The organism is Nonomuraea turcica, from assembly GCF_030718205.1.
GTDB lineage: Bacteria > Actinomycetota > Actinomycetes > Streptosporangiales > Streptosporangiaceae > Nonomuraea.
In genome coordinates, this window is record NZ_JAUZQF010000009.1 from 340,806 (window position 1) to 367,362 (window position 26,557).

Consider the following 26,557-nt stretch of genomic DNA (forward strand, 5'->3'; position numbering starts at 1 on the left):
CGGATCTCCCCACTCTGTCAGCGCGGCGTCACCGCGACCTGAGAGCTTCACCCCCGTGAACAGGGGCTTGCACCGTCGGTGAGGCACGCCTGGCGGGCGCGCCTGCTTTCCAGAGTTGCCTCGCCCGAGCGGTACGGGGTGCCTGAGAGATTCCGGGGAGGGTTGCTCCTTCGGCGCCCCGGGACCCGTGGGCCCCAGAGACTCTCCCGCACGGGGTCATCAGCCTTGCTGTCCTACATTACAGCCCCTATGCGTTACAAGGGGATTTCACCCGATGCGTCGGGCGCGGCGGCGCTGGGCGAGCTCGTCAGCGGGGTGGTCGGCCGGGACGGTGTCCTCGACCGCCGCTCTTTCCCCCGGCAGCTCCGCGAGGGATCCCTCGACCTCGCGCCAGACCCGGCCGAGCGCGATGCCGAACACGCCCTGGCCGCCCTGGAGCAGGTCGATCACCTCGTCGGCGGAGGTGCACTCGTAGACGCTGACGCCGTCGCTCATGAGCGTGATCTGGGCGAGGTCGGCAACCCCGCGATCGCGCAGATGCTGCACGGCCGTGCGGATCTGCTGCAGCGACACCCCGGTGTCGAGGAGCCGCTTGACGACTTTGAGCACCAGGATGTCGCGGAAGCTGTAGAGCCGCTGGGAGCCCGAGCCTTGCGCGGCCCTGATCGTGGGCTCTACCAGGCCCGTGCGCGCCCAGTAGTCGAGCTGCCTGTAGGTGATGCCGGCCGCCGCGCAGGCCGTGGGCCCGCGGTATCCGATGTCGCCCGGCAACGCCGCCGGCTGCTCGTCGAAGAGCAGACCCTGCTCCCCGGCACGCTGCCGCGCGTCCTCACGCCGTACCGGATCTTCCTGGCCGGCCGTCTTTCCCTCGCCGCTGCTGACCGCCACGCGGACCTCCGGCTTTCTCTCATCCCGTGGCCTGATCTGGGGGTTCATGAAGGGCGGCCACGGGTTTCACTTGCACCGTAGGACCGTGACCATGCTCAGTCAACGATCCGGCTCGGCGCGTCGTGAAGCGTAAATGCACCGAAATACCTACCCCGCCCTGCCGAAGTCTTCAGGAGTGATTGTGTCAAGGAACTCCCTGAACTTCTCCACCTCGTCCTCTTGGTCATCGGGGATGACCACGCCGGCCTCCTGGACCACCTCCTCGCTGGCGAAGATGCGGGCTCCGGTGCGCAACGCGAGCGCGATCGAGTCCGACGGCCGCGCGCTCACCTCCACGCCGTTGGAGAACACCAGATCGGCGAAGAAGATGCCGTCACGCAGCGCCACAATGTTGACCGCCCGCAGGCCGACGCCCAGGGCGCTCAGGACGTCACGGAAGAGGTCATGGGTGAGCGGCCGCGGCGGTGGCTCCTCCGCTTGGGCCAGGGCGATCGCCGTCGCCTCGGTCATGCCAATCCATATCGGAAGGAACCGCTCCCCGTGTGCCTCCTTGAGCAAGACGATCGGCTGGTTTGTGGGCATTTCAACTCTTACGCCCACGACCTCCATCTGCAACACGGGCTGCTCCGTATTCCTGACCGGTCACCCGGCACAGCTCTTCGCTCGACTGGCTACTTCAATTCAACGTAACACCCGGCGAGCCTGGAATGTGCCGTCGGCTCCCTGCTCGCCTCGCTCTCAACGGCCCAGCACCGACCGTACGCCCGTGCGCACCAGAGATGCGTGCAGATCGAGCAAGAGGGCCGAAAGCTCCCTGGCGGTCTCCTCCGCCTCGCCGATGGCCCCGGGGGCGCGCCGTTTCAGCACGGGCGCGACGGTCTGCTCGACCAGGCCGCACTCGCGCTCGGCCGCCGCCTTGACCGCGCGCAGGTGCCGGGCGTGCAGGCCGAAGCGGGCCAGGGCGCCGACGGTACGCGCGACCTTCAGCGCCTCCTCGTCGTAGCGCCTGGCCACCGGGGCGAGCAGGCCGTAGTCCTCCAGCTCGGTGAGCGTCTCCTCGTCGATCTCCGCGGCCTCGAGCAGCTCGGCACGGCTGAGCTTGACCTCGTGCTTGTCCTGCACCGCGCGGGGGCGGCCGAAGCTCTCGGCCATCCTGTCCTTGATCACCCGCAGCGGCAGGTAGTGGTCGCGCTGCTCGGTGAGGATGAAACGCAGCTGCTCGACGTGCAGATGCGTGAACTTGCGGTAGCCGGAGGGGCTGCGCTCGGGCTCGATCAGCCCTTCGCCCTCCAAGAACCTGATCTTGGAGATCGTGACATCGGGGAACTCGCCCTGCAGAAGCGCGAGCACCTCCCCGATGCTCATGTGCGAGCGTGCCGCCTGAGGACTCATGAGTCCTTCGGCCTCATGAGTCCTGGCGGAGCTGTGTCTACTGGCCGCTCGCTTCGCTCGCTCATGCCCCGGCGTTGCCCCGCATCAGGAAGACCAGGCGGAACTTGCCGATCTGCACCTCGTCGCCGGAGTGCAGCGGCACCTCCTCGATCCGCTCCCTGTTGACGTAGGTGCCGTTGAGGCTGCCGACGTCGCGGACGGAGAACTGGCCACCACGATGCCGGTAGAACTCGACATGGCGGCGGGAGACCGTGATGTCGTCGAGGAAGATGTCGCTCTCCGGGTGGCGCCCGGTCGTGGTCAGCTCCTTGTCGAGCCGGAAACGACTCCCCTGGTTGGGGCCCCTGGTCACCGTGAGCAACGCCGTGCCGGGCGGCAGCTGCTCGACGAGCGCCCGCTCGGCCAGGAGCATGTCACCTGTCTCAGCCTCGTATGCCTCGATTCCCGCGACGGAGATCGTCGACGTGGTGTCCCCGGAGACCTCGGGTCTGGTCAGCGGTGACCCACAACGGGAACAGAAACGGGCATCCTCGGGGTTGGCGTGCCCGCACTGCGTGCAGTAGACGCTCGGCATCGATCGGCTCGGCCTCCTACCGCGAAGACGCGGCGACGGTGCTCGGGGCGCGCCTCGCTTCGCTTTTTCACGTTTGCGAATGCCGCAACATACGCTGATCAGCGGTAAAGGTCAACTCGGGGCGCTGGACTGTGGTGTGGACGCAGACAAAGTTACCGCCGCTTCCGCCCCGTGGTCCATGCCGCCGCGCGTTTCAACATTACGATCTTGCGGCGCCGTCCGCGCGCTTCGCGGGCGAACTTTTTCAGATCACACTCGGTGACCGGCCCCTAGGTGGCGGCCTGCTCCACGATGCGCGCCCAGTGTTCGAGCAGCGCCTGGGCGCCGTCCATGTCGGGCGCCTCGGCCCACAGATCGGTGAGGGGCTCGGTGGCGGCGGGCAGGATCAGCACCCAGCTCCCGTCGTCGTGGGTCACGCGCACCCCGTCGGTGGTGTCGATGCGGTGGCCCTCGGCCTCGGCCTCGGCCGCCTCGATCACCGAGCGCATGACGGCGCCCTTGGCCGCCCAGGGCGTCGGCACGGCCCGCTTGAGCAGCTTGACCTCGGGGATCCTGGCGTCGATCTGGCTGAGCGACAGACGGGTGCGGGCGACCAGCCCCAGCAGGCGCATGAACGCGGCCAGCCCGTCGATGGCCGGGCTGAACTCGGGCACGACGAACCCGCCGCGCCCGTCCGCCGCGAAGATCATGTCGGCTCCGGCGGCGGCCGAGGTGAGGGCGTCCAGCGCGGTGGAGGTCCACTGCACCTGCACGCCGTGGAAGCGGCAGACCTGCTCGGCGACCCTGGTCGTGGTGACCGGCAGCGCCACCTGGCCGCCCCGGCGCTCGGCGGCGACGAGGTCGAGCACGACGAGCAGCGCCCGTTCGTCGTTGATGAGCTGGCCCATCTCGTCCACCAGGGCGATGCGCTCGCCGACCGGGTCGAACCGCACGCCGAAGGCCGCACGCGAGGAGCTGACCAGCTCGGACAGGCGCTGCAGGTCGCGGCGGCGCTCGGCCAGCGTCTCGGTGGGCGAGAGGTCGTCGAGGCGGGCGTTCACGGTCAGCACCTCCACCCCGAGCCGGCCGAGTAACGCGGGCAGCACCAGCGACGAGGTGCCGCCGGCGCAGTCGACGACGACCTTCATGTCCCTGATGCCGTCGATGCCGACGTGGCGCAGCAGCTCACGCGTATAGTCCTCGACCGCCCTGGCCGGGTAGGTGAGCTCGGCGATCTCGCCGGGGAAGGCGCGGCGGAACTCCTGCCGGGAGAAGACCCGCTCCAGCTTGCGCTGGGCGGCCGGCGGCAGGTCGGCGCCGCGGCCGTCCATGAGGACGATGTCGACGCTCTGCGGATCGCCGGGCGTGGTACGCAGCGAGATGCCGCCCGCGGCCGACTCGCGGCCGGTGTGGAAGCGGGCCACCGGGAGCGGGGCAGCCTCCAGGTCGAGCACGTTGATGGCGCTGGCGGTGAGCGCGGCGTTGACGGCCCGCTTGAGCGCCCTGGCGGCCAGTGAGCAGTCGCGGGAGGTGACGACGTGCTCGCCCTTGTTCAGGGTGGTGGCGTACGCGCTGGCCAGGCGCACGCACAGCTCGGCGGTGATCTCGACGTTGACCAGGCCGCTGACGCCACGGGGGCCGAACAGGTTGCGCTGGCCCCGCGACTCCCAGATGACGCTCGTGTTGACGACCGCGCCCGCCTCGATGGTCTTGAACGGGTAGACCTTGACGCCGCTGGAGACGTACGCCTCGGCCTCGATGACGCACTCGTCGCCGACGACGGCGTTCTCCTCGATGCGGGCGCCGGCCATCACGTCCGTGCTCTTGCCGATCACACAGCCGCGCAGGTGGGCCCCCGGGCCGAGGTAGACGTTGTCGTGGACGATCGCGCGGTGCAGGAACGCGCCCTCGCGCACGACGGCGTTGTTGCCGAGCACGGTGAACTCGCGCAGCTCGGCGCCCGCCTCGACCTTGGCGTACTCGCCGATGAGCAGCGGGCCCTTGAGCACGGCGTCGGGGTCGACCGAGGCCGACTCGGCGACCCAGACGCCGGGCGAGAGCTCGAAGCCGCCGATGTCCAGGGCGACCTTGCCGGACAGGGCGTCGGCCTGCGCCTTGAGGTAGCTCTCGTGGGTGCCGACGTCCTCCCAGTAGCCGTCGGCCACGTACCCGTAGAGGGCGGCGCCGCGCTCGAGCAGGGCGGGGAAGACGTCGGATGACCAGTCGACGGGCTCGTCGGCCGCCACGGCCTCGAGGACCTCGGGCTCCATGACGTAGATGCCGGTGTTGACGGTGTCGGAGAAGACCTGCCCCCAGGTGGGTTTCTCGAGGAAGCGCTGCACGCGGCCTTGTTCGTCGACGATGATGATGCCGAACTCGAGCGGGTTCGGTACGCGTTTCAGGCCGATTGTCACAAGCGCCGCATTTTCCCGATGAAATCGGATCATTTCTGTTAAATCGATATCCGTCAGGGCATCACCGGAGATCACCAGAAATCGATCGTCGCGAAGGCGGTCGGCGGCGTTCTTGACGCTGCCCGCGGTGCCGAGGGGCAGGTCCTCGGTGGCGTACTGGAGGCTCATGCCGAGTTCGTCGCCGTCGCCGAAATAGTTGCGCACCAACGCCGCGAGGAACTGCACCGTCACCACCGTCTCGGTGACGCCGTGCCGCTTGAGCAGGCGGAGCACGTGCTCCATGATCGGGCGGTTGACCACGGGGAGCAAGGGTTTGGGCTGGTTGGCGGTCATCGGACGCAGCCGAGTGCCCTCCCCGCCCGCCATGACGACCGCCTTCACCCGATCACTCCTTTTTGGCCGACGTTACGAGCTGCCGCACCTGTACCGCATACAGCACCCCTGCCCACCAGTAGAGGCCTGTTCCCCAGAGTGCGAACGCCCATCCGGCAATTCGGGCTATATCGGCATACCACCCAGTGTGGGATGCAAGGAAGAGGAGAGGGAAGGCATACATGAGGTTGAACATGGCGGCCTTGCCCAGGAAATGCACCTGAAGTGCCCTATAGCCGTATTTGCGGAGTACGGGGAAGCAACTCGCGACGAAGAGTTCCCGCGCCACGATCACCGCGACCAGCCACCAGGGGATGACGTCGCGCAGCAGCAGCGCCAGGATCGTGGCGCCCACATACAGCTTGTCGGCGGCCGGGTCGATGACCCGGCCGAGCTTGCTGGTCTGGTTGAACGCGCGAGCGATCTTCCCGTCGAGCCAGTCGGTGAACCCGGCCACCGCGAGGACCCCGATGGCCCACCCGTCCGCCTTGGGCCCGAGAACCAGCCAGAGGAACACGGGCACGCCGAGGAGGCGCAGAAAGCTCAGCAGGTTGGGAACCGTCCAGATCCGGTCCTCGGCGGAAGTTTCGCTCACGAGGCAGACCCTACTGCCTGGAACTCCACCACAGCGGCCCCGCCTGCGGCGGACTGCCCGGGGACCGGTCAGGCGCGCAGGAACGCGTGGATGCGGCCCAGCTCCTCGAAGCCGAGCCGGGCGTAGAACTCCTTCGGCCAGCCGGACGCGCCGGCCACCAGGAAGATCAGCTCGGCCCCCGCCGCCTCCGCCAGGAGCGCGGTGATCAGGGCACGCGCGTATCCCCGGCCCCGGTGCTCCTCGCCGGTGAAGACGTCCTCGATCTGGGCCACGCCGCCGTGCATGTAGAGGTCCGCCCTGGCGGCGATCCGGCCGTCCGGGGCGCGTACGCCGCGGAAGGCCACCACGCCGGCGCCGTGCAACCGGGTCTCCACGCGGCGGGCGAGATCGTCGATCACGTGCTCCGGGGCCTGGGGCAGACTGCGGCGCCAGTCGCGGCGCAGCACCGGCACCAGCTCCTCCAGATCGAGGTGCTCGGCGACGGGCGGATCGGCCGGGATCGCGCCGCGGAAGGCCATGACCACGTTGGTCTCGTGGCCGTAGCCGGCGGCGGCGAACGCGTCCGCCAGCGCCGTGCCCAGGCGGTCGTCGTCGACCGAAACCAGCCGGTGGGCACGCTCGGCGAGGACCTCGTCGGCCGCCCTCAGCAGTGCGCCGGAGGCCGGGCCGGGACCGTCACCGGCGCCGACGATCAGCTTGTTGTCGTCGTAGGAGCCCGGGTAGCGGTCGTCGAGCACCGCGAAGCCGCCGGGCACCGGGAGCTCCCGCGGCGCCCTGCGGCGGGCGAAGGCGCGCATGAAGCCGACCCCGCGGGCCAGGTCGGCCGCCGCGCCCTGTCGCGCCAGAGCGGCGGCGCGCGCGAGCTCCTCCGTCACGCCGATCGGCTTACGGGGCAGGCGCCGCGCACCGCCTGCAGGAACGCCTTGATGAGGGCCGGGTCCTTCACGCCGGGCGAGGACTCCACGCCGCTGGACACGTCGACCCCCCACGGCTCGGCGGCGGCGATCGCCTCCGTCACGTTGGCCGGGGCGAGGCCGCCGGCCAGCAGCCACCTGCCCGACGCGCGGCCGCGGATCGCGGCCCAGTCCCACGGCAGACCGGAGCCCGCGTGAGGCGCGTCGACGAGGAGCAGGTCCTCGTCGTAGGCGCCGCACCGCAGGTCGGCCTCGGCGTCCACCGCCCTGATCAAGGCGGCTCCGAGATCCTTGAGCGCGGTGAAGTCGCCGTGCGGGTGCCTGCCGTGCAGCTGGACGGCCCGCACGCCGGAGGTCAGCGCCGCCGCCCGCACCGCGCCGGGGTCCTCGCCGCGGAACACGCCGACGGTCAGCACGTGGGCGGGGACCAGCGCGGCCAGCTCGGCGGCCCGCTCGGGCGCGATCTGCCGGGGGCTGCGGGTCATGACGAACCCGACGGCGTCGGCGCCGGCCTCGACCGCGGCGGCCACGTGCTCGGGCTCGGTCAACCCGCAGATCTTGACGTACACATCCTGGGGCACACCTGAAACCTTAGCGGCGGCGCGCGGTTGCCGGTGACCACGCCCGGATCAGCGCCGCGGCGTCACCCTGCGGGATGATCGCCGATCCGCCGGACGGCGGACACCAGGACCTCCGGGGCCGGGGAGGCGTCAGCCGGGGCCGCGGCGTACCGGGCGGAAGGAGGCGTCCACGAGGCCGGTGCGGTGGGCCACGACCGCGGCCTGGATGCGGTTGCGCAGTCCCAGTTTCTCCATCGCGGCGGCGATGTGGGTCTTGACCGTGGTGACGCCGACGTGCAGCTCCTCGGCGATCTCCGCGTTGGACAGGCCGGTGCCGACCAGGGCCAGCACCTCCACTTCGCGGTCGGTCAGCCCTGGGGGCGGCGGCGCGGTGGCCTGCTCCTCGGCCGCCAGGAAACCTTCGACGACCCTGCGCAGCACCGACGGCGCGAGCAGCTGCTCGCCGGCCGCCGCCCGGCGCACGGCCTCCACCATGCGCTCCGGCTCGTCGTCCTTGACCAGGAAACCGACGGCCCCGGCCCGCAGGGCGGCGTAGACGTTGGCGTCCTCGGCGAACGTGGTCAGCACCACGATCCTGCTCGCCGGGCGGGCGGCCAGCACCCGCTTGATCGCCTCCAGGCCGTCGACCCTGGGCATGCGCAGGTCCATGAGGATCACGTCGGGCACGTGGCGGTCGGCCAGGCGGACCGCCACGGCGCCGTCCTCGGCCTCGCCCACGACCTCCATGCCGCCCGCGGCCTGCAGCAGCATGCGCACGCCCGCGCGGACGAGCGCCTGGTCGTCGGCCACCAGCACGCGGATCACACGGCGCTCCTCGATGGCACGCGCGCAGGCAGGCTGGCGGCCAGCAGCCAGCCGCCCTCGCCGTCGGGACCGGCGGTGAGGGTGCCGCCGAGCGCGCGCACGCGCTCGCGCATGCCGGCCAGCCCGCGGCCGGAGGACGGCAGGCGTTCGATGCTGGTGGGCGGCCGGCCGTTGCGGATCTCCACCGACAGCCCCTCACCGGCGGGGACCACGCTGATGCGCACCCGGGTGCCGGGGCCTGCGTGTTTGAGCACGTTGGTGAGTCCTTCCTGGACGATGCGGGCGGCCGAGGTGAGGGCGATGAGCGGCGCCTGGTCGGTGGCCGGGTCGAGGTCCAGGTCTACCACGAGCCCGGCGGCGGCCATGCGCTCGGCCGACTCGCGCACCACGTCGGCGGGGTTGGCCAGCAGGTGGGGCTCGCTGTCCGGCCGGATCCCCTCGCGCAGCAGGTCGAGCAGGTCCCGCAGGTCCTGCAGCACTTGATGGCCGGTCTCGCGGATGTCGTTGAGCGCGTCGGCGACGGGGCCGTCGGGCGCGGTGTAGCGGGCGGCGCCGGCCCGCAGCACCATGGCGCCGACGTGGTGGGCGACGATGTCGTGCACGTCGCGGGCGATGCGCTCGCGTTCGGCCAGCTGGTCGGCCCGCACCTGCGCGAGCGCCGCCCGGGCGGCCTCCTCGGCGCGCAGCCGGTCGGCGGCCACGGCGGACTGCCGCACGCCGAGGTAGCGGCCGATCGCGATGGGCGTGGCGACCAGCGTCATGAGCACGCCGACGCGGAACGGGGTGATGTCGGTGTCGTCGCCGACCACGGCGATCGCGGTCAGCAGGCAGCCGGCGAAGTACGCCGCCACCGTCCACGGCCAGGAGGCCACGCGCATGGCGAACACGCCGACCGCGATGAGGGTGAGGATCACGCACGTGTTGACGGCGTCGTTCAGGTAGGTGTCGGCGGACAGCAGCAGCACGCCCTGCAGGAGGAAGACCAGCCCGGGAAAGCGCCGGGCGATTCCCAGCGCCAGGCCGCCCACCACGGCCAGCAGGCCGACGACCCAGACGGGCTGCGTGCCCGAATGCCAGGAGGTCCAGGTGCTGAGCACGGTGATCGCCACCCCGGCGGCCGCCAGCAGCGCGTCCGGGGTGACGTCGCGCTCCTCCAGCCGCCCGGCCGAGCTGCGCAGGTAGGCGCCCAGTACGGCGGGGAAGACCGGCAGCAGCACCGCGTACATCCACGCGTTGGCGGTGAGCGCGATGCCGGGGTCGGCGATGTTGACCGCGGTCGCGCCGATCGTGGCGGCCACGGCCACCACCGTGGCCCGCCAGCCGGACCGGAACCCGGCCACGCCGAGCGCGACGCACACGAGGATCTGCGCGCTGTTCGAGGTGAGCGATCCCAGCTGGTCGGTGACGACGAGCAGGACGGCCAGGTAGAGGGTGACCGGCACCGGCCACCGCCGCACCAGCCCCATGGGCAGGCCCGCCAGGAGCGCCATCGGGATGTTCAGCTCCGCGGGCAGATAGTTCGTCTCGCCCGCATGGGCCGTGGTCAACAGGGCCAGAGCCACACCCGAAACGGCCAGCAGGACATCCAGCGGCACACCGCGCCAACGCATGCGCACACGGTATCCGGCCGCGATGAAGGGCCAATCCTCCCGGCGGAGGACTCCTCCTCCTCCTTGTGGCCGCAGGGACCGTCCTCAGGGGGGAGCGATTGGTCAGATCTTGGCCCTAGTTTTGTCCTATGTCTAACGGCACTGCTCTCTTTCTCGGTCAGTTCCTCCGCTCCCCTGCCATGATCGGCGCGCTGGCGCCGAGTTCCCGGCAGCTGGCCGCCGCGGTGTGCACGCCGATCCCCGAGCGTGGCGAGCCGACCGTGGTGGAGCTGGGCCCCGGCACGGGGTCGTTCACCGCGGAGATCCAGCAGCGGCTCGCCGGGCGCGGCCACCATCTGGCCGTGGAGGTCAACGGGCCGCTGGCGCGGTTGCTCACCGAGCGTTTCCCCACCGTGGACGTGGCGCACGCGGATGCGGCGCACCTGAGCGAGCTCCTGCGGGAACGGGGATTGCGGCAGGCGGACGTGGTGGTGAGCGGCCTGCCGTGGGCGGCTTTCCCAGAAGGCTTGCAGAGGGATCTCCTGGGTGCGGTGACGGCGTCGATGTGCCAGGGAGCGGCCTTCACGACGTTCTCCTACATTCACGCCATCCCGCTCAACTCGGCGCGGCGTTTCCGGGAGCTGCTGGCCGAGCGTTTCGAAGAGGTCGTACGGGGACGCACGGTGTGGCGCAACGCTCCCCCGGCCTTCGTCTTCCACGCGCGCCGTCCCAGGCCCTGACGGAAAAAGGGGCACCCGCGGCGGAGGAGCTCCTGCTCAACTACCTCACAACCCCGGGTGCTCGGCCCTGCTCGCGCTTCAGCCCGGCTTGCCCATAGCCTTGCGGATCACGTCCCGGGCCCGATCCATGATGGCGACGGGCGGGCCTACGAGCAGGTTCTGCGCCGCCGTCTCGACCCCCGGGTGCGGGTGCGTGGGCGCCATGGCCTCCGCTGCCTTCACCCCGACGGCCATCGCCTGACGCTCCCTGTCGCCGGTGGCCTGCTTGAACCTGGGGAACTCTTCGTGTTCCTCGTGCTCGGCGTGCGCGACGACGGCTTTGCGCAACGTGGCGAGGTTGGTGGCGAACTGAGGATGGTCGACGCCGTCCTTCTCCATCTGCGTGAGCATGTCCTTGGCGGCGTTCTCCTCGGCAAGCCGTTCGTCGACCACCTCCTGGCCGTGGTCGAGCTTGCGGCGCGCGTACGGGTGGACGATCTCCTCCTCCGCTGTCTCGTGGACGGCCAGCAGCCGCACCAGGCTTCGGAAGGCCTCTTCTTTGTCCTCCGGGGCGGCGTTCTCGACCTCGTCGAACAGGCCCTTAATCTCCTCGTGCTGGCGTAGCAGCAGGTCGATCACATCGTTGTCCTTCATGAGCCTGCGTCTACCCGAGGCCTGGGGAAGCACACGCCCAGCCCTCAGCCGAAGGACGGGGGCCGTTTCTCCCGCAGGGCGCGCACGCCCTCGGCCACGTCGGGACCGGTGAAGCCGAGGAACTCCATCGCCAGCGAGGCGTCGAACGTCGGCCCGGCCAGCCGGAGCCAGTTGTTGAGCGAGTATTTGGTCAACCTGATCGCCTCCTGGGAGCCGGCGGCGAGCCGGACGGCGATCTCCATGGCCTTGTCGTGCACCTGGTCGTCGTCCACGCACAGGCTGACGAGGCCCATCCGCTCGGCCTGCTCGCCCGTCACCGGCTCGCAGAGCAGCAGGTGGTATTTGGCCTTGGCCAGGCCGCACAGCAGCGGCCAGACGATCGCGGCGTGGTCGCCCGCCGCGACGCCGAGCCTGGTGTGCCCGTCGATGATGCGCGCGGTGCGGCCGACGACGGAGATGTCGGCCAGCAGCGCGACCGCGAGCCCGGCGCCCACGGCGGGGCCCTGGATGGCGGAGACGACCGGCTTGGCGCAGTTGAGCACGTTGTAGACGATGTCGCGGGCCTCGGCGAACACGCGCAGCCTGGTGGCGTGGTCGCGGGTCATCTCCTCGATCATGGACAGGTCGCCGCCGGCGGAGAACGCCCGGCCCTCTCCCCTGACCACGATCGCCCGCACGCTCTCGTCGCGGCCGGCGTCGCGCCAGATCTCGGCCAGCTCGCGGTGCGCGGTCATGTCGACGGCATTGAGCCTGCCCGGCTCGCTGATCGTGATCCGCAGCACGCCGCCGGCCGGGGTGTCGATCGCGAGCTTGGTGTAGGCGTCGTAGGTCACCACGATTCCCTGAGCCGTCGCGCCACGTAATCACGGGCCTCGGCCGCCTGGTCGAACAGGCCGGGCAGGGCGAAAAAGCCGTGCAGCGCGCCGTCAAACCGGCGGCTCTCGGCCGGCACGCCGGCCTGGGCCAGCCGCCGGGCGTAGGCCTCGCCCTCGTCGCGCAGCACGTCGTATTCGGCCGTCACCACGGTCGCGGGAGGCAGCCCCGCGACGTCGGGCAGCCGCAGCGGGGACAAGCGCGGGTCCGCGCGATTCACCCCGTCGGCGTATTGCCGCGCGAACCATGCCATCTCGGCGGCCGGCAGGACGTAGCCCTTCGCGCATTCGGCGTAGCTGGGCGTGTCCATGGCGGCGTCCAGCACGGGACAGACGAGGGCCTGGTGGGCCAGCCGCAGGCCGGCGTCGCGGGCCTGCCAGGCCGCGACCGCCGCGAGATTGCCGCCCGCGCTCTCGCCGACCACCGCCACGCTGCCATTGCTCTGGTAGAAGGCGGGCCGGGCGAAGATGTCGCGCACGACGGTGAACGCGTCGTCGGCGGCGGCGGGGAACGGATGCTCCGGCGCCAGCCGGTAGTCGGCCGACACCACCACCGCCCCGCTGTGGACGGCCAGGAAGCGCCCGAACGCGTCGGACCGCCTGATGCTGCCGAAGACCCAGCCGCCGCCGTGGAAGTAGACCACCACGGGCAGCGGCCCGTCGCCCGGGTCGGCGCGGTAGATCCGGATGGGCACGCCCTCGGCCACCTCGTCGCGGACGAAGGGCAGCTTGGTGAGCGGGCCGCGGTGGAGCGCGACGCCGTCGGGCTGTGCGCGCCTCTCATGGATCTCGGCCAGTGTGATCGCGTCGAAGTCGGTGTCCTCGTCCGGCCCGAGGGAGGCGAGGTAGTCCCGCGCCTGGGGGTGCAGCGGCATGATCGCAGCCTAGCGGGCCGCCTCCATGAACGCATCGAAGAGCCGGTTGTCCGCGCCCCGCTCCGGGTGCCACTGCACACCTACGCCGAACCTGTGGCCCTGCAGCTCGATGCCCTCGACGATCTGGTCATCGGCCCAGGCCACGGCCAGCAGGCCGCTGCCGAGCCGCCGGACGGACTGGTGGTGCGGCGCGACGACCTCGACGTGGTCGCCGACCGCCTTGCCGAGCTTGCTGGAGACGCTGACCTGGATCGCGTGCGTGGCTCCCGGCTCGCCGTGCCGGTCGTGGTCGAGCATCTCGGGCAGCCACGGGATCAGCGTGCCGCCCTGCGCGACGTTGAGCACGTGCATGCCCCTGGCGATGGCCAGGATGGGGACGTCGGCGCGCACGGCCGCCCTGGCCAGGGCCAGCTCGAAGCGGTCGCGGTGCACCTGCGGCTCGGGGACGCGCTCGTCCTGCTCGCCGTTGTAGGCGGCGGCCGCCATCTCGACGCCGCCGGCCAGCAGCACGCCGTCGAGCCCGCGTACGTAGTCCTCGATGGCGTGGGGGCCGAGCGGCGGCAGCACCAAGGGCGCGCCCCCTGCCCGCGCGACCGCCTTGGCGTAGGAGGGCGGGGAGATCACGGCCTCCCGCACCCAGTCGCCCCAGCGGGCGGCTTCGAAGTAGGCGGTGATTCCGATCAGCGGTCGGGCCATGCGATCTCCCGGAGCAGGGTGGAGTTCGTGCCGCCGCCAGCCCGTCTGCGGTGACGGCCACTTGTCCCAATCATGGCGCACAGCCTTTCCGATATGTCACCCATCCCAAAGATCCCCAGCTACCACTTGCCTCCCCCGCCACCGGATTCGTGCCTTTTCATCCGAAGACGGAAGGATGTCTCGCTGATCAGCTGGGTGAGGATCGAGGCGGTCTCCGGGTGGGTGTCGAGCAGCTCGTCCAAGCGGGCCCGCCACGCCCCGGCCTCGGCGTAGAACGCGTCGTCCTCCGCCTGCAGGCGCAGCCGGGTCTCGCACAGCTGCAGCTGATACATCAGCCCGAGGTAGTGCCCGACCGTGTCGCTGAGCCACCAGTAGGCGTCCGTGTTGGCGGCGAAGACGAAGATCCGAGCGCCTTCCCAGGCCACCCGTCTGGGGTGGAGGACTGCCATGGCCGGATCGTACGCCCGCCGGGCGGTTTCCGGAATGTTTCGGGCTCTGTCCGCCGCAGATGACATACTCCGGCGGCGCTGGGAACGCGTGCCGCCGGCGACGCAGCAGGAGGAGCTGACCGCGGCCGGCGCCGATCCAGGCCAACGGGCAGCCGAACTGAACACCAAACTGCGAACACGACTTTTATTCACATTAATCGTCCGAAACGATATTAACGCCCTGTGCGCAGAATCACGAGACCGCTACGCAAAGTTCTGCTTCGCACCGTATTGGGGGGAAACGGTTGTGGCGTGTCGTGGGCGGTGTAAGACTCATTTTCGAGCGCGCCGGATGTGCCGGGGCCGCCGCACGCTCACGACCCGGAGCCGTCAGGGAGGTGGAACGACAAGACCGGAATATATTTCCGGGCGAAAAGTGGGGCTCTTTATGTCGCTGAATCCGCGCCTGGTGAAGGAGAGTTTCTCCGTCGTCGAGCCGCAGGCCGAGCGCGCCACGGCCTATTTCTATGGCCGCTTGTTCGCGGAGAACCCGCACCTACGCGCCATGTTCCCGCCCGCCATGGACGTCCAGCGCGACCGCCTGTTCAGCGCGCTGACCCGGATCGTGTGGAGCCTGGACAGCCCGGACAGCCTGGCCGCGTTCCTGGGCCAGCTGGGCAGGGACCACCGCAAGTACGGCGTGATCGCCGAGCACTACACGGCGGTCGGCAACGCCCTGCTCGCCACGATCCGCCGCTTCGCCGCCGACATCTGGGACCATGAGATCGAGGCCGCCTGGGTGGCGGCCTACACGGCCGCGGCCAATCTGATGATCGAATCCGCCGACGACGATTCGGGCGTCTCCCCCGCGTGGTGGCTGGCCGAGGTGATCGACCATGAGCTGCGCCATCGCGACATCGCGGTCATCACGCTGCGGCCCACGCAGCGGCTGCCGTACCAGGCGGGCCAGTACGTCAACGTCCAGACCGCGCGCTGGCCGCGCGTGTGGCGGACGTTCTCCATCGCCAACGCGCCGCGCACGGACAACACGATCAGGCTGCACGTGCGCTCGATCCCCGGCGGCTGGGTGTCCACGACGCTCATCAGGCACACCCGCATCGGCGACACGCTCATGGTGGGCCCGCCGATGGGCACGATGACGCTGCGCGAGCAGAGCATGCGCGACGTGTTGTGCGTGGCGGGCGGCACCGGCCTGGCGCCGCTGAAGGCGATCATCGAGTCGATCATCGCCTCCGGCCGCCGGCCCAACATCCACCTGCTGTACGGCGCCCGCACCGCCGAGGAGCTCTACGACCTGCCCGACCTGATCGCGATGGAGTCGTCGTTCCCTTGGCTGCGGGTGCTTCCGGTGGTCTCCCACCAGCAGTCGTACGACGGGATGCGCGGCCGCCTGCCCGAGGTGACGCAGCGCTTCCACTCCTGGGCCGAGCACGACGTCTACGTGTGCGGCCCGCCCGGCATGGTCAACGAGACCGTCCGCCGCCTGCAGATCGACGGCGTGCCGCTGTCGCGCATCCACCGGGACATCATCCAGGGCGAACGCTGACCCTTTACCGAAATGTCCACATGAGGTCAGCGTCGAGGGATTGGCGCTGCGGCCAGACAGGCATAGCGTCCAGTTCTCGGGTCCTTCCCCCAAGGGTGGAGCGGCCGATCGGGGAGAACCCGACATCGGTTCCGACCGTCTCTTGGAGGCAGGATGCGCTTCCGGCATGCCCTCAACATGGCCGCCGCGGGCACTCTCGTGCTCGCCGCGACCTCCTTATCGGGTCCCCAGGCCAGCGCCGAGGGGTTCGGCTACGACGATCTCAAGCCCTGGCAGCAGCGTCTGGCCTCGGGCGCCTTCGTGGACGCCCTGGCCGAGCGGTCCGGCGCCGCCCGGCGCGGGCTGACCGGTTTCAAACCCGCGGCCACGCCGGACTGCGGCGACCGCCGTGGCGACAACGTCAAGGTCAACGTCAACTGCGCCACCATCACCGACGCCGACCTGCACGGGCGCTCGCAGGCCCAGAACGAGACCTGGATCGCGGTCAACCCGAACGACCCCCGGCAGATCGTGGCCGGCTACAACGACTACCGGCGCGGTGACGGCACCTGCGGTGTGTCGTACTCGGGCGACGCCGGCGCGAGCTGGGCGGACTCCACTGTGCCGAACGGCTTCACCAGGGGCACCGCGTTCGGCGGGGCCGCCCGCCAGTACTGGCAGGGCGGCGGCGACCCGTCGGTGGACTGGGACAGCCGCGGCAACGTGTACCTGTCGTGCCTGGCCTTCAACCGGGGCCGCACCGTCAGCCCCAACCCCGACCAGTCCAGCGCCATGTTCGTCTTCCGCTCCACGGGCACGGCCGGCGCCTCCTTCAACTTCACCGGGCGGCCCGTCGCCGAGCACGCCGACACCGCGGGCGCCGGGAACGTCCTGCTGGACAAGCAGCTCATGGCCGTCGACCACTACGTCTCCAGCCCGTTCAGGGACCGCGTGTACGTGACGTGGACGACGTTCGACGCCGACGGGACGGCGTACATCTTCGGCGCGTACTCGGCGGACTACGGCGAGTCGTTCAGCGACCCCGTCCTGATCAGCGGCGACTCCGCGCTGTGCTCCAGCACCTTCGGCGTCCCCACGCCGCGGGGCAGGTGCAACGTCAACCAGTTCTCGCACCCCAGCGTCGGCCCCGACGGCGCGCTGTACGTGGTGTGGGCCAACTACAACACCACCCCGGCCGGGCCGGGCGACAACCACCTGCAGGTGCTGCTGGCCAAGTCCACCGACGGCGGCGCCAGCTACTCCGCGCCGGTGAAGGCCGGCGACTTCTTCGAGCTGCCCGACTGCGCCACCTACCAGAACGGCCAGGACCCCGGCCGCTCCTGCGTGCCGGAGAAGGGCCCCACGTTCACCTCGATCTTCCGGGCCGCCAACTACCCCTACGTCAACGTCAACCCGAAGAACCCGGCGCAGGTGACGGTGTCGTACGGATCGTTCATCAGCCGCAACTCCCGCGAGTCCGGCGGCTGCACGCCGGCCGGCTTCACCGGGCCGCTGGGCAACCCGCTCTACACCGGCGTCAAGTCCGCCTGCAACAACGACATCGTCGTCTCCGAGTCCACCGACGGCGGCGCGAGCTTCGCCGGCACCTCGACCGACGTGCGCACCCTGCCCTCGGCCACCGACCGGCCCGGGCAGCGCACCACCGACCAGTTCTTCCACGGCTCCGACTACACCCCTGGCGGCAAGTACGTCGTCACCTACTACGACCGCCAGTACGGCAACGCCGCCGTCACCGGCTTCTCCGACATCTCGCTGTCCACCCGCACCGGCTCCGGCTACGCGACCCAGCGGGTGACCTCGTCGAGCATGCCGCCGCCCACGCAGTTCGGCGGGCTGTTCTTCGGTGACTACATCCAGGTGTCGGCCACCGCGACCGGCGCCTACCCGGCCTGGGTGGACACCCGCGAGCCGGCGCTGTTCCTGTGCCCCGGCACAGGTGAGCCGGGTGTGCCGCCCAAGACGTGCACGGCGCCGATGCCGCAGGCCGACCCGGCCAACGAGCAGGAGATCTTCACGGCGCGCAGGCCCGTCTTCTGATCGGGAGGTTGACAGGAGGGGCTGGACGGTGCGTTGTGGAAGGTGACACGCGCGCCGTCCAGTCCTGGAGGTCGACTGTGCCATCGCCCGCCGGCCGCCGAGCCATCGGCGCGCTCGTCATCGCCGGCACGCTGCTCCTCACCTCCGCCCCGGCGGCGGCGGACGTCCGGCTGACCGAGATCGGGGCGGACGCGTACGCCAACGCCACCAGCCAGCACGGCACGCAGGCCGGCCCCGACACCTTCCAGTGGGGCACGACCATCGTGACCGCGCAGCAGGCGGGCAGGTTCTTCGACGGCGGGGCGTCCGGCATCGCGTTCGCGACGTCGGGCGACAACGGCGCCACGTGGGCCAAGGGCGTGCTGCCGGGGATCACCGGGTTCGGCGGAGGGCCTTACCAGCGGGTCAGCAATCCCTCCGTGGCCTATGACGCCAGGCACGACGTCTGGCTCGTGGCCTCGCTCGGGCTCACCGACACGAATGGGATCACGGGCGCGGCCGTTGTCGTCAGCCGCTCCGACGACGGCGGCCGCACCTGGGCGAACCCGGTCGTCGTCGCGGCGGGCGGCGACCTCGACAAGAGCTGGATCGCCTGCGACAACACCCCCGCCAGCCCGTACTACGGCCGCTGCCACGTCGCGTTCGACGACCACGGCGCAGGCAATGCGATCAGCGTCGCCCGCTCCGCCGACAGCGGCCTGACCTGGACGGTGACCGCCACCGCCGCGACCGGCCTCGGCGCGCAGCCGGTGGTGCGGCCCGACGGCGCCGTCGTGGTGCCGTACCTGGGCGGCGACGACCGGATCCGCGCCATCCGCTCCCGCGACGGCGGCGCCACCTGGAGCGACAGCGTGCCGGTCTCCACGGTGCAGCGACACACGCCAGCGGGCGGGTTACGCGCCTTACCCCTGCCGTCGGCCGAGACGGACGCGGCCGGCACCGTGTACGTCGTCTGGCAGGACTGCCGCTTCCAGCTCTTCTGCGCCGGCAACGACATCGTGCTGGCCACGTCGGCCGACGGCGCCCAATGGGACCACGTCACCCGTGTCACCGCCGATGGCGGCGACCACTTCATCCCCGGCCTCGGCGTCGACCGCTCCACCTCCGGCGGCTCGGCCAGGCTCGCCCTCGCCTACTACCGCTACCCCGACGCCGCCTGCGCCGAGGCGACCTGCCGGCTCACCGTCGCCTACACCTCCTCCGCCAACGGCGGCGGCAGCTGGTCCCCGCCCGCCGAGCTACGCGGGCCGATGAAACCGGACTGGCTCGCCAACACCGCGCAGGGCCGCATGGCCGGCGACTACATCTCCACCTCGATCGTCCCCGGCGGCAACGCCTTCCCCGCCTTCACGGCCGCCGCCGCACCCGCGGGCGGCGCGTACGACGTGCGCACCTACACCGTCTCCGGCGGCCTGCCCATCACGGGCGGCGGCCCCGCCCTGCTGTCCATCGAGGGCCCCGTCGCGGCCGGCGACACCCCGCCGCCCGACGCGCCGGCCACTGCCCGCTGACCCCCGGGACCGCCCGCCGGCTACCGGAACGCCGCCGCGGTCTCCTCGTCATTGGGCCAGAACGTCTCGATGGCCAGCTCCGACACCGTCACGTCCACCGGCGTCCCGAACGTCGCGATCGTCGTGAACATCGACAACACCCGGTCACCGGCCGCGATCCGCAGCGGCACCAGAATGTCCGCCGGCCCCGGCACGTGCGCCACGTTGAGATCCACCCCGGGATAGGTGTACGACGCCAGCTCGTCGTGCAACTCGGCCAGCCGCCCGTTCCCGGACATCTCAGCCTGCCGGCGCAGCTGATGCAGCAGGTGCGCGCGCACCTCGGCGAGGTTGAGCAGCCTGCCGCCCATGGCGTCCGGGTGCAGCGACAGGCGCATCACGTTGATCGGCTCCTTCAGCAGCTCGGCCGGTACGCCCTCCATGAACATCCCGGCCGCCGAGTTGGCCGCCACCAGGTTCCACGTCGCGTCCACCACGAGCGCCGGATACGGCTCGTGCCCCGCCAGGATCTTGTCCAGCGCCTGCCGGACGACCTGCATCTCGGGGGCGCGTACCTCACGTTCGGGATAGACCGGCGCGAACCCCGCCGCCATCAGCAGCCTGTTGCGGTGCCGCAGCGGCACTCCTAGCTCCTCGGCCAGCTTCATCACCATCTCACGGCTCGGCCGGGCGCGCCCGGTCTCCAGAAAGCTGATGTGGCGAGCCGAGACGTCGGCCTCGATGGCCAGGTCGAGCTGGCTCACGCGGCGCCGCTGCCGCCATGAGCGCAACAGATCACCAAAAGACTCTTCTCGTATGGCTACCGCTCCCATGCCCGGAAACCTATCGGTTGGAGGGAAGCGTCACGATTACCCGGCAGGTAATGCCGGTCCCCGGCCGAGGGCCGCGTGGAGCGGGCGGGCGGGAATCTCCCAGTCCTCGGAACTTGTCGGCCCCGCGTGGCACGATGGCCGCAAGCGAAGGGAGCAACCGCATGAGTGACACACTGCTCGCGATCGGCACCCGCAAGGGCCTGTTCCTCGCCCGCTCGGCGGACGGCGGTCCGTTCGAGATCGAGCCGATCCAGTTCTCCACGGTCGCGGTGCCCTCGGTGGCGATCGACACCCGCGGCACCACACCCCGGCTCCTTGCCGGCATCGAATACGGGCACTTCGGCCCGTCTGTCATGTATTCCGACGACCTCGGCCAGACCTGGGGTGAGGCGGACAAGCCGCCCATCGCCTTCCCCGAGAAGACCGAGGCGACCCTGACCAGGGTGTGGCAGTTGACACCCTCGCCCTCCGAGCCCGACGTCGTGTGGGCGGGCGTCGAGCCGGGCGCGCTGTTCCGCTCGCAGGACCGCGGAGTCACCTACGAGCTCGTCGAAGGCCTCTGGGAGCACCCCCACCGTCCGCAGTGGCAGCCGGGCGGCGGCGGCCTGTGCCTGCACACGATCATCCCACACCCGTCCGACCCCAAGATCATCGGCGTGGCGATCTCCACAGGCGGCTTCTACCGCTCGACCGACGGCGGCCTGTCCTGGGAGGCGGCCAACCAGGGCATTCGCGCCCCGTTCATGCCCGAGGGGCAGCAATATCCGGAGTTCGGGCAGTGCGTGCACAAGGTCGCCATACACCCGTCCCGGCCCGACCGGCTCTTCCTGCAGCACCACTTCGGCGTCTACCGCAGTGACGACTTCGGCGGGGCCTGGCACGACATCGGTTCCCCGCTCCCGTCGGACTTCGGCTTCCCGATCGTCGTGCACCCGTCCCGGCCGGACACGGTCTACGTGCTGCCGCTGCACGCCGACATGGACCGCACCCCCGTCGACCACCACTACCGCGTCTACCGCAGCGACGACGCCGGCGCCACGTGGCAGCCCCTCGATCGGGGGCTGCCGGAGGAGCCCGTGCACGCGGCCGTCCTGCGCGATGCGATGACCATGTCGGAGGCGGGCCTGTTCTTCGGCACGCGCGACGGCGAGGTCTACGGATCCCGCGACGACGGCGCGACGTGGACGCTGGTCGGCCGGCATCTGCCCGACGTGCTCACCGTGCGCGCGGCGGTGCTGTAGGCGATGGTGACGAAACCCGTGACGATGGTGGTGTTCGTGCTGCCGAGCGTGCTGCGCCGCTGGGTGAGCGGGCGCACGGAGGTCAAGGTCTTCGCCGTGGGCGCCGACCGCGACTCCCCGCCCACGCTGGGCTCCGCCCTCGACATGCTCCGGCGTACGCATCCGCTGCTGGAGGAGCGGCTGCGCGATGACTACGGATGCATCCGCAGGCACATCAGCATGATCGTATGCGGGGAGAACTCCCGGGGACTTGGCGGCCTGGACTGCGCCCTGCCGCCGGGCGCCGAGGTCTACGTGATGCCGGCGCTGGCCTGAGCCCGCGTCTGTCCGATCCGGCGGTCGCCGTCATGGCGACCGGCCGGGTCTTCACGCATGCCGGCCGCGCAGGGTCCACGTCCGCTCGCCTGGGCGGTGGCGATCATACTGTTGACGTCATGAGCTTCGACGGCACACCCCGGCCAGACCCGCGCTGGCACCACGCGCAGACCGACCTCGACGACTTCACCATCATCAGTTACCGGGTGGATGCCGACGCGGTGGCCCGGCACCTGCCCGAGGGCTTCGCTCCGATGAAGATGGATTTCGAGGACGGGCCGGGCACCCTGATCTCCGCGGTGGCCTTCAAGGACCGCGACTTCCACTTCCGGTTCCTTCCGCAGGTGAGCATCGATTGCGGTCAGATCAACTACCGGGCCTACGTCACGGCGTACGGCAAGACGGGCGTGTGGTTCTTCGGCACCAGCCTTGACCACCCCGTCGTCGCGATCCCGCAGCACCTGTGGGGCATGCCGTGGCGCCGCGACCGCATCCGCATCGAGGCGGACTGGGACGGCACCCCGCCGCGCTGGCGGCTCGACGCCGGGGACGCCTCTTGTGACGCCACCGAGCTCCCCCAGCCGCTCAGCCTCCTGGACGGCTTCACGGGCGAGCCCGACTGGCTGGAGCGGCTCACCCATCCCACCCTGGGCTGGTATCGGCGTCGGGGCGGCAAGCTGGGGGTCTACAGCATCTGGCACCCGGTCATGCGCCCTCGCTATCTCGCCGCGGCCTCCGCGAGCTTCCCCGTATTCGAGCGCCTCGGCCTGATCACGCCCGGCACGCCGCCGCACTCGATCCTGGGCCAGCGGCGCCTGCCTTTCGACATCCACACCCCGCCCCACCGCTTCCGCCCGGAGGCGTGAGCGGGGTGCGCGAGGCGATGTCGTTCAGGGGCAGACGCGCCCGTTGGCCTCGAAGGCCTCATGGGTCAGGGGCATGAGCTCCGCCCACAGTCTCTCCATCTTCTCCGCGACCATCTCGATCTCCCGCTGCGGGAAGGACGGGAACGTGGAGTCCTCTCGCTTGACCCGGAGAGACAGGAAGTTCATCAAGGCGCGGGCGTTGACTGCCGGTAGCTCTCCTGAGTCGCCTCGGTCACGATCTCGTGCTGCTCGGGAGTGCCGTCCTTGAACACGTATTTGCCGGGCTTGCCTTCCTGCACCAGCTGGCGTTCAGGGCCGGGCACATAGAAAACCGGGACCAGCTGACGGTATCGGCCGGACTCCTCGTTGCAGGAGAAGGCGCGGTGCCGCATGAACTCGCGGAAGACGAAGATCGGCGCGCTGATGTAGAAGGTCATGGACGAATGCTCGAACGGCGTGCCGTGCCTGTCGCGCATCAGGAAGTTGATGAGCCCCTTGGAGCGCTGAGGGTCGGCTTCGAGCTCGGCCAGCGAGCTCTCCCCCTTCGTGGAGACGCGTGCGGCCCACAGCACATCGGCGTCCGATGCGGCGGACTTGATTTGCGCGCCTCGGCGCGAGTCGGCGTCCCTCCCCATCCTCTGGCCCCATTCTCTGCGGTACGGCGTGCGCACGGGCAGGTCAGGGGCGGTGCGGCCAGACAATGCTTGTCGCTTCAAGTTTTTAGGTCTACAGTCGGGGCCCGCAGTGAAAACTTGAAGGGTCAAGCTTATGGACGTTTTCCTCTGGATCGTGCAGATCCTGCTCGGCGTCGCCTTCGTCCTCTCGGGGATCGGCAAGTTCGTACCGCTCAGCGAGCGGATGCGGCAGCAGCAGGCGTACCGGCAGGACTTCACCGGCGCGCAGCTCAAGGGCATCGGGGCACTGGAGGTGCTCGGCGGGATCGGCGTGGTGCTGCCCTGGGCCACCGGGATCACCCCTGTCCTCACCCCGCTCGCGGCCGCCGGGCTCGGGCTCATCATGATCGGTGCCGCCCTGGTGCACCGGAGGCGGAAGGAGCCTTTCACGGTTAATCTGGTCTTGCTGGCGATGGCCGTCGTCGTGGTGGCGGGACGCATCTGACCGTGGGGGTTCGTTGGTCGAAGGGCTCGGCGAGGACGAGCAGCGGGCGTGGCAGGGTCTGCTCGCGGTCATGCTCGTCGGCATCCCGCAGGTGGAGCGCACCTTCCGGGCTCACGGCCTGGTCCACATCGAATATGGGCTGCTCAACGCCCTGACCAGGCAACCGCTCCGGCTGAGCGACCTGGCGACCGTGGGCAACGTGTCGATCAGCCGGCTCAGCCATCGGGTCAGCAAGCTCGTCGAGCGCGGGTACGTACGGCTGCGGCCGGACGCGAGCGACGGGCGGGCCAGCGTGGCGGAGATTACCGATGCGGGGCGCGCGGTCATCGCGCAGATCGCCCCTCACCATGCACAGGCTCTTCGTGAGGTCCTCTTCGACCACCTGACGCCGGAGCAGACGGCCGCCCTGGCCGACGCCATGCAGGTCGTCGGCACCAAACTCGGCGCCTGCCTCGACGGCCGCCCGCACTGACCGCCGACCTGAGCGCCTGGAGCCGGTGAACTGGGGTCAATTCCAGACTGAGTACCTCCGCGTAAAGGTCGAGCGTTTCCATGCCCGTGCGGACGCGGCCGACACAGCGCGAGCACCTAGCGGTGGCCAATGCTTATACCCAGTGTGAAGATCCTCCACCGTACGGCCCGCAGCAGAAGACCGAAGCCGCGGGACCGCCTTGACGAGAGCTCGTCCAAGATGCACGATCGCGATTGCTAGCAAACTGCGGCAAACTCCTGGAGAGGTCCGGCATGAAACTACGGTTCCTCGGCAAAGACAGCGCGTCGGCCGGCGGCGACTCACCAACCCTCTACGCCACCGACCGGAACAGCTTCGTCATTCAGGGATGGATCGTCCCCACGCCCGACGCCCAGCCCGCGGATCAGACCCGGGTTGAGGTCCCCTTCAACCTCTTCGCGCACTTCGCCAAGGATGGTCTCCACCGGGTCACCCCCCGCCATGGCGGCCCCATCGTCCATGTCAGCGATCATCAGACCTGTATCGTCCAGGGAACCATCGTCACCGATCCGGACGCCTCTCACAGATGCGTATCCCCGCTCACGAGAGCTGCGTGGAGCTCCCTCGCGACGCCGTCGCTGCTCTCCAGGAAGGAACCGATGCAGCTCACGCCTGAACAGCGCGACGAGCTGTTCGACACCTTCGCGCAGCAGGCGTTCCACTTGGAACTGCGCGACCACTACGGGGTGCCGAACGAGGCGGACCCTTTCATGCGGTGGCAGTGGGGGGAGCCCGACGATCTCGAATGGTTCCAGCCGTGGCTGGCCAGGGTCCGGCGTGCGGCAGAGGCCGGCCGTACCGTACGTCGCGTGCGGGTGGTAACGGAGCCGGTGACCGACTACATCCGATGGGAGTACACCGTGGCCACGCCTCCAACCCTGGAGGCGGGAGAGGACATACGCTGGCTGCCGCGCCACATGGTTCCCGCAGATGTGGTGTTCCCTCTGAGCGGGCGAGACTGGTGGTTGTTCGATGATCAGTTGCTCGCGGTCGGCAGGTTCGACGATGATGGCCGCGTGCTCGGCTCAGATCTGGTCACGACGCCCGCGATCGTCGCGGACTGCGTCGCGCTCCGCGACAAGCTGTGGTCGGCGGGTATCCCGCATCACGAGTTCAAGCTCACCTGATCCCTGTGTCGACCGAAGCACAGCGAGCACGCGAGAACCTAGGCGCCCGGCTGCGTGATCTCCGCAAGGAAGCGGGGCTCACCGGGCGGGCGCTCGCCGCGCTCGCCGGGTGGCAGCTCTCGAAGGTGAGCAAAATCGAGCACGGCAAGCAGAATGCGACCGCTGAAGACGTCCGCACGTGGTGCCACCACTGCAACGCCGAGTCTCGAGCAGCCGACCTTGTCGCGTCCGTGCGGAACATCGAAACCCTATGGACGGAGTGGCGTCGCGCACTCCATGCGGGTACCCGCCTACGGCAGCGCCGCTCGCTGGACCTGTACGAGAAGACGCACATATTCCGCGTCTACAACCCGAACATGATCTGGGGTACTTTGCAGACCGCGGAGTACGCCGAGACGATCCTGCGCCAACTCGTCAGCTTCTTGGATGACGTTCCTGACGACGTCGAGGAAGGTGTGGCGGCTCGCATGGAGCGCCAGCAGTACCTTTACCGCGGCGATCGCCGGTTCAATGTCATCCTCGGCGAGCAGGCGCTCTACACCAACATCGGCGGCGCGGGCGTGATGCGCGGCCAGCTTGACAGGCTCCTGGCCGTCATGACGCTGCCGCGGCTGAGTCTGGGCATCATCCCGGCCCGGGCGCCGTATGAGATCTGGCCCGGGGACATGTTCATCATGTTCGACGACCGGATGGTGATGCTGGAGACGTACTCGGCGGAGCTGACCATCACCGAGCCGAACGAGATCGCCGCATACGGCAAGGCGTTCGCCCTGCTCCAACGGTCGGCGGTGTACGGGGACCTCGCCCGCCGCCTCATCATGGAGGCTCTCGCCCAGCTCGTTTGAAGCAAACTGAAGCAAACTTCTGGAGTTTTCTCTCGCAGTAGCTTTACCGTCCTGGACATGGGCAGTCACGGGTCCAAGCCCCCAAGATCTCCCGCCCGCGCGGGCGCTATGAGCAGGTCTGTCGGCGCCGACGCGACTCGGCACCAGCAGGCCGGACATCACATCCCGGGGTTCCGCGCCGTCCGGGATCGGCCGGACAGCGCCTGGGCGGCCGTCCACAAGCGGATCCATAACCGCGAGGCCGGCCAATGAGCGTAGAC

At 70.0% G+C, this 26,557-nt stretch carries 29 protein-coding genes and 2 riboswitches; of the genes, 11 read left to right on the plus strand and 18 right to left on the minus strand.

Annotated features, from left to right (window positions below):
* Nucleotides 1-4: 4 nt before the first annotated feature.
* A riboswitch (glycine riboswitch) is annotated at nt 5-119 on the minus strand.
* Nucleotides 120-219, minus strand: a riboswitch (glycine riboswitch). It abuts the riboswitch before it with no gap.
* Between the two features lie 48 nt (nt 220-267).
* The 10 genes from Q9G87_RS24855 to Q9G87_RS24900 form a co-directional block, all read right to left on the minus strand.
* Entirely contained in the window at nt 268-888 is a 621-nt protein-coding gene (locus tag Q9G87_RS24855; protein ID WP_305918853.1) for a MerR family transcriptional regulator, read from the minus strand.
* 147 nt (nt 889-1,035) lie between these two features.
* Nucleotides 1,036-1,506, minus strand: coding sequence for a bifunctional nuclease family protein (locus tag Q9G87_RS24860; RefSeq protein WP_020539830.1), 471 nt, complete (start codon nt 1,504-1,506; stop codon nt 1,036-1,038).
* A 120-nt stretch (nt 1,507-1,626) separates the two neighbouring features.
* Nucleotides 1,627-2,280: a transcriptional regulator FtsR gene (gene ftsR / locus Q9G87_RS24865; RefSeq protein WP_305918854.1), complete on the minus strand. Its 654-nt coding sequence runs from the start codon at nt 2,278-2,280 to the stop codon at nt 1,627-1,629.
* A gap of 61 nt (nt 2,281-2,341) precedes the next feature.
* On the minus strand, nt 2,342-2,854 hold the full coding sequence (locus Q9G87_RS24870; RefSeq protein WP_106237610.1) for an FHA domain-containing protein: 513 nt from the start codon (nt 2,852-2,854) through the stop codon (nt 2,342-2,344).
* Between the two features lie 269 nt (nt 2,855-3,123).
* Nucleotides 3,124-5,628: a mannose-1-phosphate guanyltransferase gene (locus Q9G87_RS24875; RefSeq protein WP_305918855.1), complete on the minus strand. Its 2,505-nt coding sequence runs from the start codon at nt 5,626-5,628 to the stop codon at nt 3,124-3,126.
* A gap of 4 nt (nt 5,629-5,632) precedes the next feature.
* The gene (locus tag Q9G87_RS24880; RefSeq protein WP_305918856.1) at nt 5,633-6,214 is read right to left on the minus strand and encodes a CDP-alcohol phosphatidyltransferase family protein; all 582 of its coding nucleotides are present in this window, start codon (nt 6,212-6,214) and stop codon (nt 5,633-5,635) included.
* 68 nt (nt 6,215-6,282) lie between these two features.
* A complete protein-coding gene (locus Q9G87_RS24885) occupies nt 6,283-7,089 on the minus strand; it encodes a GNAT family N-acetyltransferase (RefSeq protein ID WP_305918857.1) in 807 nt (268 codons plus the stop codon).
* A complete protein-coding gene (locus Q9G87_RS24890) occupies nt 7,086-7,709 on the minus strand; it encodes a phosphoribosylanthranilate isomerase (RefSeq protein ID WP_305918858.1) in 624 nt (207 codons plus the stop codon). Before Q9G87_RS24890 ends, Q9G87_RS24885 begins: the two co-directional genes overlap by 4 nt.
* 129 nt (nt 7,710-7,838) lie before the next feature.
* Nucleotides 7,839-8,513: a response regulator gene (locus Q9G87_RS24895; RefSeq protein ID WP_305918859.1), complete on the minus strand. Its 675-nt coding sequence runs from the start codon at nt 8,511-8,513 to the stop codon at nt 7,839-7,841.
* Complete coding sequence (locus tag Q9G87_RS24900) at nt 8,510-10,123, minus strand: sensor histidine kinase (protein WP_305918860.1); 1,614 nt, start codon at nt 10,121-10,123, stop codon at nt 8,510-8,512. The genes Q9G87_RS24895 and Q9G87_RS24900 overlap by 4 nt, the downstream gene beginning before the upstream one ends.
* Nucleotides 10,124-10,251: 128 nt before the next feature.
* On the opposite strand from Q9G87_RS24900, the gene Q9G87_RS24905 reads away from it, so the two are divergent.
* The gene (locus Q9G87_RS24905; protein ID WP_305918861.1) at nt 10,252-10,842 is read left to right on the plus strand and encodes a class I SAM-dependent methyltransferase; all 591 of its coding nucleotides are present in this window, start codon (nt 10,252-10,254) and stop codon (nt 10,840-10,842) included.
* Nucleotides 10,843-10,920: 78 nt separating this feature from the next.
* Here the strand turns inward: Q9G87_RS24905 and Q9G87_RS24910 are convergent, their stop codons facing one another.
* The 5 genes from Q9G87_RS24910 to Q9G87_RS24930 all read right to left on the minus strand — a co-directional run bounded on the left by Q9G87_RS24910 (nt 10,921) and on the right by Q9G87_RS24930 (nt 14,367).
* Entirely contained in the window at nt 10,921-11,475 is a 555-nt protein-coding gene (locus Q9G87_RS24910) for a hemerythrin domain-containing protein (RefSeq protein WP_305918862.1), read from the minus strand.
* A gap of 44 nt (nt 11,476-11,519) precedes the next feature.
* The gene (locus tag Q9G87_RS24915) at nt 11,520-12,308 is read right to left on the minus strand and encodes an enoyl-CoA hydratase/isomerase family protein (RefSeq protein WP_305918863.1); all 789 of its coding nucleotides are present in this window, start codon (nt 12,306-12,308) and stop codon (nt 11,520-11,522) included.
* On the minus strand, nt 12,305-13,222 hold the full coding sequence (locus Q9G87_RS24920) for an alpha/beta hydrolase (RefSeq protein WP_305918864.1): 918 nt from the start codon (nt 13,220-13,222) through the stop codon (nt 12,305-12,307). Before Q9G87_RS24920 ends, Q9G87_RS24915 begins: the two co-directional genes overlap by 4 nt.
* A gap of 9 nt (nt 13,223-13,231) precedes the next feature.
* A complete protein-coding gene (locus Q9G87_RS24925; protein WP_305918865.1) occupies nt 13,232-13,918 on the minus strand; it encodes a gamma-glutamyl-gamma-aminobutyrate hydrolase family protein in 687 nt (228 codons plus the stop codon).
* Between the two features lie 119 nt (nt 13,919-14,037).
* Nucleotides 14,038-14,367: a hypothetical protein gene (locus Q9G87_RS24930; RefSeq protein ID WP_305918866.1), complete on the minus strand. Its 330-nt coding sequence runs from the start codon at nt 14,365-14,367 to the stop codon at nt 14,038-14,040.
* A 427-nt stretch (nt 14,368-14,794) separates the two neighbouring features.
* Here Q9G87_RS24930 and Q9G87_RS24935 point away from each other — a divergent pair, with 427 nt between their 5' ends.
* The 3 genes from Q9G87_RS24935 (at nt 14,795) to Q9G87_RS24945 (ending at nt 19,461) form a co-directional block, all read left to right on the plus strand.
* On the plus strand, nt 14,795-15,913 hold the full coding sequence (locus Q9G87_RS24935; RefSeq protein WP_305918867.1) for a globin domain-containing protein: 1,119 nt from the start codon (nt 14,795-14,797) through the stop codon (nt 15,911-15,913).
* 153 nt (nt 15,914-16,066) lie between these two features.
* Complete coding sequence (locus tag Q9G87_RS24940; protein WP_305918868.1) at nt 16,067-17,950, plus strand: sialidase family protein; 1,884 nt, start codon at nt 16,067-16,069, stop codon at nt 17,948-17,950.
* Between the two features lie 77 nt (nt 17,951-18,027).
* Entirely contained in the window at nt 18,028-19,461 is a 1,434-nt protein-coding gene (locus tag Q9G87_RS24945) for a sialidase family protein (RefSeq protein WP_305918869.1), read from the plus strand.
* Between the two features lie 20 nt (nt 19,462-19,481).
* Here the strand turns inward: Q9G87_RS24945 and Q9G87_RS24950 are convergent, their stop codons facing one another.
* Nucleotides 19,482-20,273 (minus strand): helix-turn-helix domain-containing protein, encoded by a 792-nt coding sequence (locus Q9G87_RS24950; RefSeq protein WP_305918870.1) that lies wholly within the window; start codon nt 20,271-20,273, stop codon nt 19,482-19,484.
* A 161-nt stretch (nt 20,274-20,434) separates the two neighbouring features.
* On the opposite strand from Q9G87_RS24950, the gene Q9G87_RS24955 reads away from it, so the two are divergent.
* From Q9G87_RS24955 to Q9G87_RS24965, 3 genes are all read left to right on the plus strand, one after another.
* Nucleotides 20,435-21,514, plus strand: a complete 1,080-nt coding sequence (locus Q9G87_RS24955) for a WD40/YVTN/BNR-like repeat-containing protein (protein ID WP_305918871.1) — start codon at nt 20,435-20,437, stop codon at nt 21,512-21,514.
* 3 nt (nt 21,515-21,517) lie between these two features.
* Nucleotides 21,518-21,829: a ubiquitin family protein gene (locus tag Q9G87_RS24960; protein WP_305918872.1), complete on the plus strand. Its 312-nt coding sequence runs from the start codon at nt 21,518-21,520 to the stop codon at nt 21,827-21,829.
* A 119-nt stretch (nt 21,830-21,948) separates the two neighbouring features.
* Complete coding sequence (locus tag Q9G87_RS24965; protein WP_305918873.1) at nt 21,949-22,695, plus strand: DUF2071 domain-containing protein; 747 nt, start codon at nt 21,949-21,951, stop codon at nt 22,693-22,695.
* Nucleotides 22,696-22,719: 24 nt separating this feature from the next.
* Here the strand turns inward: Q9G87_RS24965 and Q9G87_RS24970 are convergent, their stop codons facing one another.
* Both Q9G87_RS24970 and thyX read right to left on the minus strand, forming a co-directional pair.
* Nucleotides 22,720-22,881 carry a hypothetical protein gene (locus tag Q9G87_RS24970; RefSeq protein ID WP_305918874.1) on the minus strand — a complete coding sequence of 54 codons (162 nt, stop codon included), beginning with the start codon at nt 22,879-22,881 and terminating at the stop codon, nt 22,720-22,722.
* Nucleotides 22,881-23,330 (minus strand): FAD-dependent thymidylate synthase, encoded by a 450-nt coding sequence (gene thyX / locus Q9G87_RS24975; RefSeq protein WP_305918875.1) that lies wholly within the window; start codon nt 23,328-23,330, stop codon nt 22,881-22,883. The genes Q9G87_RS24970 and thyX overlap by 1 nt, the downstream gene beginning before the upstream one ends.
* 133 nt (nt 23,331-23,463) lie before the next feature.
* Here thyX and Q9G87_RS24980 point away from each other — a divergent pair, with 133 nt between their 5' ends.
* The 4 genes from Q9G87_RS24980 to Q9G87_RS24995 all read left to right on the plus strand — a co-directional run bounded on the left by Q9G87_RS24980 (nt 23,464) and on the right by Q9G87_RS24995 (nt 26,297).
* Nucleotides 23,464-23,814: a DoxX family protein gene (locus Q9G87_RS24980; protein WP_305918876.1), complete on the plus strand. Its 351-nt coding sequence runs from the start codon at nt 23,464-23,466 to the stop codon at nt 23,812-23,814.
* Between the two features lie 13 nt (nt 23,815-23,827).
* The gene (locus Q9G87_RS24985; protein ID WP_305918877.1) at nt 23,828-24,286 is read left to right on the plus strand and encodes a MarR family winged helix-turn-helix transcriptional regulator; all 459 of its coding nucleotides are present in this window, start codon (nt 23,828-23,830) and stop codon (nt 24,284-24,286) included.
* A gap of 272 nt (nt 24,287-24,558) precedes the next feature.
* Nucleotides 24,559-25,452, plus strand: coding sequence for a DUF6879 family protein (locus tag Q9G87_RS24990; protein ID WP_305918878.1), 894 nt, complete (start codon nt 24,559-24,561; stop codon nt 25,450-25,452).
* Between the two features lie 5 nt (nt 25,453-25,457).
* Entirely contained in the window at nt 25,458-26,297 is an 840-nt protein-coding gene (locus tag Q9G87_RS24995) for a helix-turn-helix domain-containing protein (protein ID WP_305918879.1), read from the plus strand.
* The last annotated feature ends 260 nt before the right edge of the window (nt 26,298-26,557 follow it).